This is a genomic window from Bittarella massiliensis (ex Durand et al. 2017) (assembly GCF_017566145.1).
Classification (GTDB): domain Bacteria; phylum Bacillota; class Clostridia; order Oscillospirales; family Ruminococcaceae; genus Bittarella; species Bittarella massiliensis_A.
The window spans coordinates 59,706-73,000 of sequence record NZ_JABFCL010000014.1 but is presented as its reverse complement, the minus strand read 5'-3'; the positions used below and the strand labels follow the sequence as shown (position 1 = coordinate 73,000).

Sequence of the window (13,295 nt, the reverse complement as noted above, 5' to 3'; positions counted from 1 at the left end):
AAATATTCCTCCTTAGCTCAGTTGGTAGAGCATGCGGCTGTTAACCGCAGGGTCGTTGGTTCGAGCCCAACAGGGGGAGCCAAAAAAAGAGCACCCGATTAGGTGCTCTTTTTTTGGCTCTTGGCCGATCAAGGGGGGAAAAGCCCCTGCACTGTTTAAAAACAGTGCAGGGGCTTTTTGACGCTATTTTTTGCGGGCTAGAATCAGCAGGAAGCTGGGTTTGTGATACTCCTTTTCAAAGAAGGGATACTGCGCCACCAATTCGGGAGAGGGAAGGGGTTCTTCCATCCGCTCAATGGTGAGACCAGCATCTGTCAGGGCGTTGACCAGCTGTGAAAAGGTGCGGTGATATTTGACCACTCCGTCCACAAACCAGGTGATCTCCCGTTTTCCTGGGCGGCCATAGTCATTTAGGGGATGGTAGATGGCTTTTCCATCCTCTCCATATACCCAGTAGGGGGCGGTCTCATCGATGTGACAGGTGCCGATGGGGTGTTCCTGGGAGAAGAGGAAAATGCCGTCTGGCCGCAGACATTTGCCCACGCTCTTTGCCAGGGCAGCGAAATCTTCCACATAGTGGACAGCCAGAGAACTGAGAATCAGGTCAAAGTTCTGTCCAAGCTTCTCTACATTGCTCATGTCCATCTGCTCAAATTGGATCCCGAAACCTTTGTTTTCCCGCTTTGCAGCCGACAGCATTCGCTGGGAGAGGTCAATTCCCATGACTGATCGAGCGCCTCTCTGGGTGCAGAGGGCACAGATCTCCCCAAACCCACAGCCCATGTCCAGCACATCCTTCCCAGCCAGGTCTGGCAACAGGGAGAAAAGGGCTGGGTGTTCCAGCAGAAGGTTATAGTTGACTGGGTTTTCCCGCAGGGAGCGGTATCCCTCGTAAAAATCGGGATCATCATAAATGTTTTGCGGTTTCCCCATGAGAATTCCTCCGTCTTTGTGTTCAGTTGAGTAAAATCGAGTATAGCACAGCAGAGAAAAAAAGGAAAGGAAATGTATTTGATTCATACAAAAATAAAATTAAAGAAAAAGAAAAAATGTTGAATGATTGCACTTGTTCTCTCTTTCCTGTATACTAATTTTTATCGGTCTTTTGGGGAACGCGGCGCTTCAAAGGACTTAAACGCGCTACCTGTCCGGTCCCTGTGCCGGCCCGACTCGCAAGGAGGATACAGATGCAGTTATTCAAACGGCGGCAGAGAGGGGCAACTTCCGCCCACCCACCCTATGTTCCTGGCGATCTCACCACCGGCCCGCCGGGGAGAGCCCTCTTTTTCTTCATGATCCCCATTCTCATTGGCAACATTTTTCAGCAGTGCTATAATCTGGCCGACACCATCATTGTAGGACAGTTTGTGGGGGCAGGCGCCCTGGCTGCAGTCGGCGGCGCCGGGCCCATCTTCTATATGGGTACCATTGTCTCCTCCGGATTTTCGGTGGGGGTGGCCATTGTCACCGGCCAGTTTTTTGGTGAGGGACGCCGCAGGGAGATCAAAGACATCTTCAGCACCGCGGTTCTCTTTACATTGACGGCCTCCGTCCTCATCAGCGTTTTGGGGGTTTTCTTTACCCCTGCCCTTCTCCGCTTTCTCAACACGCCGGAAGATGTCTTTGCCGACAGTGTCACCTATCTCACAATTATCTTTATCGGTTTTCTCTTCATCTTTCTGGCCAACATCGGCGGCAGCCTTTTCAACGCCCTGGGCGACTCGAAAACACCTCTCTACTGCATGGCCGCTGGGGGACTGCTCAACATTCTCCTCAACCTCTGGTTTGTCGTTGGCTTTGGCTGGGGGGTCTTTGGGGTGGCTCTGGCCACCGTCATCGGGCAGGCATTTACCTGCGCCATCGGCTTCCCTCTGCTGATGCGCCGTATCGCCCGATTGGGCGGCGGCCAACCGAGTCTGCGCCACGGATTCGGCCGCTTTCGCGCCGATCTGCTGGGCCTGATCGTCAAGTTGGGCGCTTCTTCCGCCCTGCAGGGAATTGTCCTCTCGGTGAGTGGGCTGTTGATCCAGGGCATCATCAACAGTTTTGGCAGTCTCTATATGGCGGCCTATACCTCGGCTCAGAAGATCGAGCTCTTCCTCACCCTCCCCATCTACAACCTGCACAACGCCCTCTCCAATTACAGCGCCCAGAACATCGGCGCTGGCAGGTTGGACCGGGTCAAGCAGGGGTATCGGGTGAGCATCCTCTGGTCAATGGCCTTCTGCGCCGCCATGGCAGTCATCCTCTTCCTGTTTGGAGGAAATCTCATCGGCATCTTCATCAAGGCCGAGAGCGACGGCGCAGTCATCCAGGTGGGAGCCCAGTACCTGCGGATGCTCTGCATTGCCTACTTCCCCATGTCTTTTATGTTTATGAGCGAAGGGCTGTTGCGCGGGGCGGGCGATGTGCTGGCCGTTTCCTTTATCACCGCTGGGGGGATGCTCTTTCGCATGATCGCAGCCTACAGCTTTGCCTCTCTCCTCGGATTTTACACGGTGGCGGTGGCCTACTTTTTCAGCTATACCTCCGAGTCTATCCTGGCCTACATCCGGGTTCGCTCCGGCCGTTGGCGGGAAAAAGCCGTCACCGGCGGTGTATCTTCCGAGGACAAAGAGGGCATTCACCCCTGACATCCCACCAGGACCTGTGAGACGGCTGTCAAGACAGAGAAAGCCCCCTGCTCGCAATGAGCAGGGGGCTTTCCCCGGAAAGTATGAAAAAGTGGCGCCAAGTGCCATCTGGTCAGCTGGTTTTAGTGGAGGGTCTCCACTGAGATTTTGTCGTAATTTTTGTTGTAGGTGATTTCCTGCTTGCTGATTTTCTCCTCCAACAGGTCGTTGAAGAGGGCGTCCTTGCAGGCGCTCACCAGGGCGTCGTGGTTCTCGTCGATATAGCTCTGGTCGATGGGCCGCTTTTTGATGATGTGGTAGCCGTATGAGGTTTTGACAACGTCGCTGATCTCCCCCTCAGCCAGGGCAAACGAGGCATCCTCAAACTCCTCCACCATCTCGCCAGGGCCAAAGTAGTAGCCGTCTTCGGTCAAGCCCGGGTCCTCGTTGTACTGACTCACCAGGGAGGCAAAGTCCTCGCCGCTGCGGGCTCGCTCTAAAATTTCCTGGCTCAGGGCCTCGGCGTTCTCGGTCTCGTTGGTCACCAGAACATGGCTCACATGGGCGTATCGCTTCTGCAGGAACTCGTTCAACACCTCATCGGTGACCTCCATTGTTCCGCCCTCGCCAAAGAGGTAGTTTTCAACCTTTTGTTGCAGGTAACTGGTCTGCATCAGCTGCAGGTAGAGGTCCTCGGTGAGGTAGGCGGATTGCATCGCCTCCTGAAAGGCCTCCTCTGAGTCGTAGCCCTCTTTGACAGAGGCCAGCTGGCTGTCGGCGTTGGTCTTCTCCTCATCGCTGAGGGAGAGTCCGTATTCATCTGCCAGGGCGCGAATGGCGCGGTTGGACTGCAATGCCTTGAGCACATAGTCGGAGAGCTGGGCCTTGAGCTCGTCCTGCCCTTCCCAGGCGGTGTCGTCGCCGTTGTCATAGCTGTGTTTCATATTGAGGAAGTAGTAGCGGTACTCCTCCATTGAGACCTTGTCCCCGTCGATGGTCATGACCACCGGCATGGAGACGCCTTTGCCGTCCACCACGAGAGGGGAGTCTTTGGCACCGCAGCCAGTCAAGGCAGTGAGGGCCAGTAGAGAGGCGGCGCCAATGGCGGCGACGCGCTGAAAACGCTGGGAAAGATGCATGTAGCTTCTCCTTTACTCTGTGGTTGGGTACACCCTTAGCTTACCCAACCAATGTGTATACTGTGTGAAAAGTGTGAAAATCCTTTGCGAAATGAGCGGCAGTCTGCAGAAAAGACAGATAAACCCCGAGTAATATCAGGTCATGTGGAATTTTGCCGGGCGAGTTTTCCACAGCTGTGGAATTCGATGTTGAAAACCCCGAGATCATGGGAATTGTTTTTCCGAGCAGTGCGAAAGTTTTCCACATTCAAGGCGCAATTGCAAGAGAACAAAGTTTTTGGTATACTATTTGTAAATATCGCACCGGGGTCACCGGTTCCCTGGCCGGGGGAAAGGACTTTTCATGATGCATTACAAATCGACCAGCCGATCGCGGCGCTTTGCTTTCGCCCCTGTGCTGTTGGCACTGTTGGGCCTCTTGCTCCTGTCTCTGCCCGCCCGGGCCGCCGATTACCTCTACCGCTTTACCCATAACGGGCAAGACCTGTTGGCGGTGGGAACGGTCACCTCAGTGAGGGAGGGGAGCATCACCTTCTCCATCAGCGAGATTCTCAGGAGTTCCTCCTCCATCGGCGGCGGGAACAGTCCCTTGCCCTCCAGCGAGATTCGCCGCGAAATCGAGGTGGAGAGAGGAGAGAACTTGCGGGACTTACAGCCGGGGGACGCGGCTGTCCTCTCTTTAAAAAAGAAGATGTGGGGCAGCTTTGCCCTGGACAACGGGGCATATCGGCTTGACAGCACCGCTTTGCCGGTTCAGGCTGCCACCCTTGCCGGGGAGGAGAACGCCGAGACAGCGGCGGTGACCTTCTTCGTCAACTCCCGCGGGGCCTTCTGCGAGTTCGCCTTTGAGGGGGACGACGGGCGGGTCGCCCTGACCTATAAGGGACAGGACTATCTCATCTACGACCGGGCTGCCGGGGGGATACAAAACCCACAGATACCAGGCGCTCCCAGCCGCCTGCCCACCGAGCCCAAAGGGGACGACTGGTTTGCCAACTGGCAGTCTCCAGCCGTTCTCATCGGCATTTTGGCGGTGACAGCCGGCGGGGCGATCACCCTGCGCATCCTCTTTAAAAAGAGAAAGGGCCGGCACACCATCTATCTCAAATAGCGGCAGCCGGGCGAAAAAATGCCGCCGGCCTTGCGGGCGGCGGCATTCAAAAGCCTGAGGGGTGCTTTTGAGGAGGATAGTGCAGTCCTAAAAACATTTGCGGCATTGTCTTTAGGCTTGTTCTTATTATAGCCCTGAAGCCTGATTTGTTGTGAATGATGTGTAAATAAAAGGTGAAAAAACCTGAGGGATCATTTGAATTTTGGAGAGAGGTGAGAGCCGTGGAAAAGGTGGAGCGGAAAAAGCGGGAACTGCTGGAATTTTTGCACCGCCAGGTGGGGGAGGGGATCCCCCCCTCGGTGCGAGAGATCTGCGCGGCCATGGGATTTAAATCGACCTGTACCGCCCACAAATATCTGAAGATGCTCGAAGAAGACGGCGAGATCGAGGTGGTCCACGGATCCAACCGGGGCATCCGCATCACCGGCCGGCACACCACCGCCATCCCCCTGCTCGGTACGGTGGCGGCAGGCACACCCATTCTGGCCCAGCAGGACATAGAGGACTACATTGTCAGCGACCTGCGGGGTGAAGGGCTCTTTGCCCTGCGGGTCAAGGGCGACAGCATGATTGGCGCCGGCATCTTCGAAGGGGACATCATCCTGGTGCAGCAGACCCCCGACGCCCGCGATGGGGAGATCGTGGTGGCCCTGATCGAGGACGAAGCCACCGTCAAGCGCTTTTACCGAGAGTCAGACGGCCGTATCCGCCTGCAGCCCGAAAACGACCGCTTGGCCCCCATCTACCCCGACACCGTAGCGATCCTGGGCCGGGTGGTGCGCCTTATACGCAACTATTGAAAAACAGAGCATGGGCCGTCCCGGATGGTTGCTGGGGCGGCCCATGTAATTTTGAGGAAGCCTGTCTTTTTCTGCGGGCTTTGTCCCTTTTCCCGTTCTCCCTTGCGCACTGTCTACACCACCTTGTAGCGGGGAGGGGAATCTTTTTTCGGCAAGGTATGGCGGCTGCAGGGAAAGGCGCCTGGCCCACCGCCTTCGCCAGCTGTTGGGGAATGGAGCCGGACTCTGGCGGGAAGGAGAGCGTTGCCCTGTTTTCTGCGGTTTTGGAAGCTGTATCCCCCCGTAAAAGGCGGGGCAATCGATAACGGGACAAGGGGGGACAAAAAAAGAAACAGATTTGGTGTTTGCGATGAATTTTTTGACTATTTTTTGTGAAATATTTTTGCTTTTTTAGGCGCGACGGTGTATAATAAGACAGTTAAAGGGCTTGTACAGCCGGAAAAGAGGTCATAGCGCTTCTGCCGGCTACTTTTCCTGCCGCGGGCAGCGAGCCAATACCGTTTGACAGCCAGCCATTCTTGGGGAGGAACACAGTTTGACTAGAAACGATTTGAGAAATATTGCCATTATTGCCCACGTCGACCACGGCAAGACCACCTTGGTAGACGAGATGCTCAAACAGGGCGGCATCTTCCGCGAAAACCAGGTGGTGCGCGACCGGGTGATGGATTCCGGCGCCCTGGAGCGGGAGCGCGGCATCACCATTCTCTCCAAAAACACCTCGCTCTTTTACAACGGGGTCAAGATCAACATCATTGACACCCCGGGCCACGCCGACTTTGGCGGCGAGGTGGAGCGGGTCTTGCAGATGGTGGACGGCGTGTTGCTGCTGGTGGACGCCTTTGAGGGACCCATGCCCCAGACCCGGTTTGTGCTGGAGCGGGCGCTGGCCTTGGGACACACCATCATTGTGGTGGTCAACAAAGTCGACCGCCCCGACGCCCGCCCCGAGGAGATCGAGGACGAGGTGCTGGAACTGCTTCTGGACCTGGATGCCAGCGAGGAGCAGCTGCAGAGCACCTTTGTCTACTGCTCCGGCCGGGAGGGAACCGCTTCGCTGGATTACAGCGACCTGGGCGACAACCTGATCCCCCTCTTCAACGAGATCATCGAAAAGGTGCCCGCCCCCGAGGGCGACCCCGAGTTGCCGCTGCAGATGCTGGTCAGTTCCATCGACTACAACGAGTATGTGGGCCGCATCGCCATCGGCCGCATCAAGCAGGGAACCGTCAAGCAGGGGCAGGAGGTGGTGGTCACCAACTACCATGGCGACCAGACCCCCCGCCGGGGCAAGGTGGTCAACCTCTACCAGATCGATGGCCTGACCCGCGACGCGGTGGACAGCGCGCAGTTTGGCGACATCGTCTGCGTCTCTGGGGTGGAGAACATCACCATCGGCGACACCATCTGCGCCCCTGATGCGCCGGAGCCGCTTCCCTTTGTCAAGATCTCTGAACCCACCATCGAGATGACCTTCTCGGTCAACGACAGCCCCTTTGCCGGGAGAGAGGGAAAATATGTCACCTCCCGCCAGCTGCGCGACCGGCTTTTCAAAGAGCTGCTCAAAGACGTCTCCCTGCGGGTGAGCGAGACCGACACCACCGAGAGTTTCAACGTGGCCGGACGGGGTGAGATGCACCTCTCCATCCTCATCGAGACCATGCGCCGGGAGGGGTACGAGCTGCAAGTAAGCACCCCCCGCGTTCTCTTCCACGAGGAGAACGGCAAGCGGATGGAGCCTGTGGAGCGGGTGACCATCGACGTGCCGGAGGAGTGCGTGGGCAGTGTGATGGAGAAGATGGGGGTTCGCAAGGGCCAGTTGGTGGAGATGCACCCCACCGGCAGCCGGATGCGGTTGGAGTTCCTGATCCCCTCCCGCGGCCTCTTTGGCTACCGCAGCGAGTTTTTGACCGACACCAAGGGCGAGGGCATCCTCAACACCATCTTCGAGGGATATGAGGAGTACAAGGGCGAAATTCCCACCCGCCAGGTGGGCAGCCTGGTGGCTTACGAGACCGGAACTGCCGTTACCTATGGCCTTTTTAACGCCCAGGAGCGGGGCACCCTCTTCATCCCCGCCCAGACCGAGGTGTACGAGGGGATGATCATCGGCTCCAATCCCAAGGCCGAGGATCTGGTGGTCAATGTCTGCAAGACCAAACATCTGACCAACACCCGCGCCTCCGGCTCCGACGATTCGCTGCGGCTGACCCCGCCCCGGGTAATGAGTTTGGAGGAATCGCTGGAGTTTATCTCCGACGACGAGCTGGTGGAGGTCACCCCTGAGTCGATCCGCCTGCGCAAGAAGATTTTGAGCAACCAACAGCGGGCCAAGATCACCCACCGCAAATAAGAGAGCGGGTTCCTGTCTGCTCCGGCGCACAGAAAATTCTGTGTGCCGGAGCTTTTTCTTGCCCAAAAGGGAGAAATTTTGTGGCCTGCGTTCCTTTTGAGAGAGGCGCCTTGCCAAGGAGGGGGCTTTTCTGTATGATAGAGAAAGGAAAGGGGCGATCGGTTTGCGTCGGGAAAAATCGTGTGGCGGGGTGGTGTATACCAAGGAGGGCGGCCAGCTTCGCTTCCTGCTGATTCGGCACAAGAAGGGCGGGCACTGGGCCTTCCCCAAAGGGCATATGGAAGCCGGGGAGAGCGAGCGGCAGACGGCCCGCCGGGAGATTTTGGAGGAGACCGGCGTGCAGGTGAAGATGCAGGGCAAGTTCCGGGAGAGCGTGGCCTACGACATCGGCAATATCATCCACAAGACAGTGGTCTACTTTCTCTGTGAGATCGTGGGGGCGCCCGAGGTCACCATTCAGGAAGAGGAGATTTCCGACTACGCATTTTTTGGGCCGGACGAGGTTCCGGGACACCTGACCTATGCCAACGACAAGCACACCTTTGCCAAAGCTCTGCGATATATAAAATCTCGCAATTTGGCTTGACAATGATCGGCCGCCGGTGTATTATATATAAGCACGTTACAAGCGCCAATAGCTCAGCTGGATAGAGTGTCTGACTACGAATCAGAAGGTCGGGGGTTCGAGTCCCTCTTGGCGCACCAAACGTTGGGCGGAGATTTCTCTCTGCTTGCAAAAAGGACTAGGTCGAAAGGCCTGGTCCTTTTTGCAAGCAGAGAGTCCTTCCGCCGGAACGGCAAAGGGAAAATGGCCGGCCTGAGAGGTTCCCGGAAAAGGTTGCTGCACGCTTGGCAGAAGGGGACGCAGGACCTAAAAGCTGCGGGCTGAATGGGAACCCTTCGGCCCGCATTTCCATCTGCCGGGGACCCAATCACGTGTGGTTCAGAAGGGATCTGCAGGACTGCCTGGGGGCGTTCTGGACTTTTTTGCCCGATAGGCCAAATGGAGACAGGCGCGGCGGCAGAGGGACCGCCAATACAGGAGGACAGTGAAAAGATGGAGAAGAAAAACACCTCGGTTCCCAAGCGGCGGGGACCATTTTACGGCTGGGTGGTGGTGGGCGCCGCCTTTTTGTTGATGGCGGCGGCCATGGGCATCACCTACAACTGCAACAGCGTGTTTATCAAGCCCGTCTGTGCGGATATGGGCTATACCCGGCCCCAGGCCGCCATGATCCAGACCATCATGTCGGTGGGGATGGTGGCCGTATCCCTCTTTGCCGGCAAGCTGTTTAAAAAGTTTTCGCTGTTGTCCCTCATGCGCGTCAGCAGCGTGGTGGTGGGCGCTGCCTATTTTTGTTATTCTTTTGCGCAAAATCTGGCGCTGTACTACGCACTGGCAGTTGTGGTGTCGGTGAGTTCGACGCTGCTGACCCTGCTGCCCCTGTCCATTATCCTCAACAACTGGTTCTGCGAGCGCAAAGGGCTGGCCATCGGCTTGGCATTTATGGGCAGCGGTGTAGGCGGGATGCTGTTTAATTCGCTGGCTGGGCTGTGGATTGAGCAGCTGGGCTGGCGGGCCACTTACCAGATACTGGGCGTTATCATGCTGGTGCTGCTGGTGCCCTGTACCTTCTTTGTCATCAAGGTCCACCCCCGGGACATGGGCTTGTCTCCGCTGGGTGCTGAGACAAAAACGGAGCAGGTGGAACAGCCGGAAGAGCCGGCTTTGGGTGCCCCCTTCCGGCGCCCGGCCTTTTGGGGGGTGTGTATTGCCGCCTGTGTGATGGCGGTGGGCGGCAACACCATGGTGCAGATCATAGCGCCCCACTACTCGGATGCGGGCTACACCGCCACCTTTGCCGCCAACCTGTCGGCGGCGGCCATGGGCGCGCTGGCGGTGGGCAAGCTCATTGTGGGGCAGATGTTTGACCGCCTGGGCCCCAAAAAAACCACCGTCATTTGCAGCGCCGCCTCGGTTGTCGGCCTGGGGTCGCTGTTTTTGCCCCATTTCGCCCCGGCGATGGGCGGGCTGATGCTGGGGGTGGGCTTGGGCAGCGCTTTCGGTTCGGTGGGAATTCCCATTCTCACCCACTTTGCCTTTGGGCAACGGCGCTATCAGGCTTCCTACGCCATTGTCAATGCCTTTAACTCGGTGGGCGGGGTAATTGCCCCGATCCTCACCAACGCCATCTTCGACGTGAGCGGCGGGTATGGCCTGTCGTTTGGGGTGTGTATCGCCTTTGCGGTGTTTTCGGCTGCGGTCTACACCCGCGTGTTGAGCGCCCGGCCCCAAGGAGAATAGGGGCTGCCCGATCGGGAGTCGCAGTTCGCGGGGAGGGGCCTCTCTTTGGCCCGAAAGCGCGCCATTGGGGAAAGCGACAATCGAAATGTCAAGTCTTGTTCGCAGCGAAAAAAGCCGGTATACTGTTTCTCTGTGACACGATGCGAAAGGATTGATGTTTGATTTGCAGTTGATCGAAGAGGTGTTTGCAAAAGAGGTGTACGCGCCCTTTGTGCGCTATTGCCAGCTCCACCGTCTGCGGGAGATGGAGGACCTGCGCGGGTTCTCCCTGGCGGAGGCGTCGGGGTGGCCGGGGATGACGCCGGCTTTGCAAAAGAGGGTGGGACTGCTGTTGAGCACCTACTGGAGCCGCCATCCACAGGCGCCGGCCCCCGCCCCGCAGAGGATACCGCTGGAAGACCGGGTGCGAGCCCATTTTGAGGAGAACGCCCACCGGGTGATTCGGCTCTCTGAACTGACGCCGCTCGCCGGAGGGCTTGGGCAAAAGGAACTCGCCCGGATGCTGGAGCGGGTGGACTGGTGTGGATGTTTGGACAAAAACAGTTATTTCTACACTGCCGCCCAAGGGGAGAGGAGCCGGTAAACGGGGATCTGCCGGCCTGCCCTTTGTGCGGTGGATGGGGCGAACGCCGCCTGAATGGAGGGAACAGGATGCAGAGAGTGTACTGGATCCGCCACGCCGAGTCGGATCACAGCGTCCACAACGACGCCCTGCGCCCCTTGACTGCCAGGGGGCGGGAGGGGCGGCGCAGGGTGGAGGAATACCTGACCGGCCACCCAGTGGGGGCGGTTCTCTCCAGCCCCTATCGGCGCGCGCGCGACACCGTGCAGCCCTTTGCGGCCAGCCGGGGGCTGGAAATCCTCTGTGATGACCGCTTTCGAGAGCGCCGGGTGGCGGGAGAGGGGGAGTGGATTGCAGACTTCTCCGACTTTTCTCCCCGCCAGTGGGCCGATTTTTCCTATCATCTGCCGGGGGGAGAGTCCCTTGCCCAGGTGGAGGAGCGGATGGTGGCTGGGCTGCAAGACGCCCTGGCTGCCCACCCTGGGGAGGATCTGGTGATTGGCACCCACGGCACCGCCCTCTGCGTGTTGATTCACCACTTTGTGCCCGCCTTTGGGCTGGAGCAGTTTTCCGAGATGGTGGAAAAACTGCCCTGGGCAGTCTGTATGACTTTTGAAGAAGGGCGCTTTTCCGGGTGGGAGGTCGCCGACATCTCCTATTGAAGGGGTGACGGTCATCGCCTGAGGGCAGAAAAAGAGGTCTGGGAATCTTCCCAGACCTCTTTTTTGGACCTGTGCCGGGGCTGCGGGGGCAAACACTCCCGATCGCGACAACGGCAGGGGCTTGCCGGAGAAAAATTACTCGGAGATTTTTTTCAGGCCCAGATCTTTGGCGGCCAGCTCCAGGGCGTCTTCCAGGGTCCCGCAGATGCAGGGGAAGGTGCCGGTCATCATCAGGTTGACCATCTTGCCCCAGTCCTCAATGAAAGCACCGTCTTTGTCGTAGGCCTTTTTGACGACCTTGCCATCGGGGGTGGTCTCCTCTTTCCAGGTGACCGGGCCGTAGTACTTGTCGACAGCGGTGATCATGTCCTCCTCGTCGTAGTAGGCATAGACCTTTTTGCCCTTGGCATAGGCGTAGACGGCCTCCCACACGGTGCCGGCGTCGGGCTCAGAGCCACGGAAGTGCTTGAAGTTGGCAAAGACCAGTTCGCAGCGCTCCAGCCGTTTGATGTTCATCCAGCAGACCTTGTCAGAGGTGACAGGGGGCTCGATGACGTCGGGGAACTCCTCGTTGGGCAGGGGGGTCAGGCCGTACTGTTTACAGAGGGCCTGTTTCTGGGCCTTGACCTCTTCAAAGTCGGGGTAGAAGCAGTCGGGGCCGGCAAGGAATGTGTAGATGGGTTTGTCCATGGTAGTGCCTCCTTTTCTGTTGTTCTATGTATTTGAAAAGCCCGGTGGGCGTTTCAGACGGCGTTCAGCTTTGTTCGGAGAAGAGGGGGTTTTTGCGCAGGTGCTCCCGCAGCTCTTCCCGGGTGGGGACCTGGGCGCGAATGCCCTCTTTGGCGCGGGAGAGGAAGGCGGCAGCCTGGGCGTAGATGGCAGCGCTGTACAGCTCTTCTCCGCGGTTGAGAGACAGGGCCAGGGCGGCGACAAAGATGTTGCGGTCACCATTTTTGTCAATTTCGACCCCCATTTCGGGCTGCCCCAGTGACAAAAATTCATTCCCTGTGGCAATGAGGACCCCGTCGGCCCCGTACTTGAGGACGGCAGTGCGGGCTCCCCGCTCCAAGAGGGTGGAGAGGGCTAGGCGCGCGGTCTTGAGATCGGGCGCCTGGCAGCCGGTGAGGGTGCAGATGTCCGCCTCGTTGGGGAGGATGATGTCGACAGAGGGGTAGAGTTCCAGCGGCAACCGCTCCACCGGGGTGGCGGAGAGGAGGACAAAGGCCCCGTGGCGCTTGGCCATGGCCGCGGCTTCAGTCACTGCACAGGCGGGCAACCGGTTGGAGATCACCACCGTCTTTCGCCCCTCAAACAGGGATTCAAAATCCTTCAGGTCACCCGGCCGGTAGCTGTCGTTGGCGCCGGCGCTGTAAACGAGAGAGGGGGCCTGTTCCCCGCTGATGCGGTGGACAAAGATCATCCCAGAGGGGACGCCCTTGGCAACCGTCACCCCCTGCACGTTCACTCCGCGCGCGCGCAGGGTCTCGGCCATGGTCTGACCGAAGGCGTCGTCGCCCACCCGGCCCAAAACGGCTGCGCGCCCCCCCAACAGCACTGTGGATACCGATTCGCGCGAGGCAATGCCATCGGTCTCCAGCCGGGTCTCGTCGGCCTTGACGGTATCCCACGGGACGGGAGCGGCGGGCAGATAGAGGGAGACCCCCATATTGATGGTTCCCACAAAGAGAATTTCTTCTTCCATACTTCCTCCTCGGCGGCTTTTTGACAACCGGTTTGTCCGGGTCTGCCAG

General features: G+C 58.3%; 12 protein-coding genes and 2 tRNA genes. 10 read left to right on the top strand and 4 right to left on the bottom strand.

Going from position 1 to position 13,295, the window contains the following annotated elements; all coding sequences use genetic code 11:
• Positions 1-6 precede the first annotated feature (6 nt).
• Positions 7-82, top strand: a tRNA-Asn gene (locus HJY11_RS12025).
• Positions 83-183: 101 nt separating this feature from the next.
• On the opposite strand, the gene HJY11_RS12020 is transcribed toward HJY11_RS12025, so the two are convergent.
• Positions 184-933, bottom strand: a complete 750-nt coding sequence (locus HJY11_RS12020) for a class I SAM-dependent methyltransferase (protein ID WP_208076197.1) — start codon at positions 931-933, stop codon at positions 184-186.
• Between the two features lie 254 nt (positions 934-1,187).
• Here HJY11_RS12020 and HJY11_RS12015 point away from each other — a divergent pair, with 254 nt between their 5' ends.
• Positions 1,188-2,633, top strand: coding sequence for an MATE family efflux transporter (locus HJY11_RS12015; protein WP_208076196.1), 1,446 nt, complete (start codon positions 1,188-1,190; stop codon positions 2,631-2,633).
• A gap of 122 nt (positions 2,634-2,755) precedes the next feature.
• Here HJY11_RS12015 and HJY11_RS12010 read toward each other — a convergent pair whose 3' ends face one another.
• The gene (locus tag HJY11_RS12010) at positions 2,756-3,751 is read right to left on the bottom strand and encodes a peptidylprolyl isomerase (RefSeq protein WP_208076195.1); all 996 of its coding nucleotides are present in this window, start codon (positions 3,749-3,751) and stop codon (positions 2,756-2,758) included.
• 343 nt (positions 3,752-4,094) lie between these two features.
• Between HJY11_RS12010 and HJY11_RS12005 the strand changes: the two genes are divergently transcribed.
• The 8 genes from HJY11_RS12005 to HJY11_RS11970 all read left to right on the top strand — a co-directional run bounded on the left by HJY11_RS12005 (position 4,095) and on the right by HJY11_RS11970 (position 11,544).
• Complete coding sequence (locus tag HJY11_RS12005; RefSeq protein WP_208076194.1) at positions 4,095-4,862, top strand: hypothetical protein; 768 nt, start codon at positions 4,095-4,097, stop codon at positions 4,860-4,862.
• A 221-nt stretch (positions 4,863-5,083) separates the two neighbouring features.
• Positions 5,084-5,662, top strand: a complete 579-nt coding sequence (gene lexA, locus HJY11_RS12000) for a transcriptional repressor LexA (protein ID WP_208076193.1) — start codon at positions 5,084-5,086, stop codon at positions 5,660-5,662.
• Positions 5,663-6,197: 535 nt separating this feature from the next.
• Entirely contained in the window at positions 6,198-8,015 is a 1,818-nt protein-coding gene (gene typA, locus HJY11_RS11995) for a translational GTPase TypA (RefSeq protein WP_208076192.1), read from the top strand.
• Between the two features lie 163 nt (positions 8,016-8,178).
• Positions 8,179-8,601: a bis(5'-nucleosyl)-tetraphosphatase gene (locus tag HJY11_RS11990; RefSeq protein WP_208076191.1), complete on the top strand. Its 423-nt coding sequence runs from the start codon at positions 8,179-8,181 to the stop codon at positions 8,599-8,601.
• 42 nt (positions 8,602-8,643) lie between these two features.
• Positions 8,644-8,720, top strand: a tRNA-Arg gene (locus HJY11_RS11985).
• Between the two features lie 352 nt (positions 8,721-9,072).
• A complete protein-coding gene (locus HJY11_RS11980; RefSeq protein ID WP_208076190.1) occupies positions 9,073-10,320 on the top strand; it encodes an MFS transporter in 1,248 nt (415 codons plus the stop codon).
• A 163-nt stretch (positions 10,321-10,483) separates the two neighbouring features.
• On the top strand, positions 10,484-10,903 hold the full coding sequence (locus HJY11_RS11975; RefSeq protein ID WP_208076189.1) for a hypothetical protein: 420 nt from the start codon (positions 10,484-10,486) through the stop codon (positions 10,901-10,903).
• A gap of 68 nt (positions 10,904-10,971) precedes the next feature.
• A complete protein-coding gene (locus HJY11_RS11970; protein ID WP_208076188.1) occupies positions 10,972-11,544 on the top strand; it encodes a histidine phosphatase family protein in 573 nt (190 codons plus the stop codon).
• 135 nt (positions 11,545-11,679) lie between these two features.
• On the opposite strand, the gene HJY11_RS11965 is transcribed toward HJY11_RS11970, so the two are convergent.
• Positions 11,680-12,234: a nucleoside 2-deoxyribosyltransferase gene (locus tag HJY11_RS11965; protein ID WP_208076187.1), complete on the bottom strand. Its 555-nt coding sequence runs from the start codon at positions 12,232-12,234 to the stop codon at positions 11,680-11,682.
• Positions 12,235-12,298: 64 nt separating this feature from the next.
• Positions 12,299-13,246, bottom strand: coding sequence for a PfkB family carbohydrate kinase (locus HJY11_RS11960; RefSeq protein ID WP_208076186.1), 948 nt, complete (start codon positions 13,244-13,246; stop codon positions 12,299-12,301).
• Between the last annotated feature and the right edge of the window lie 49 nt (positions 13,247-13,295).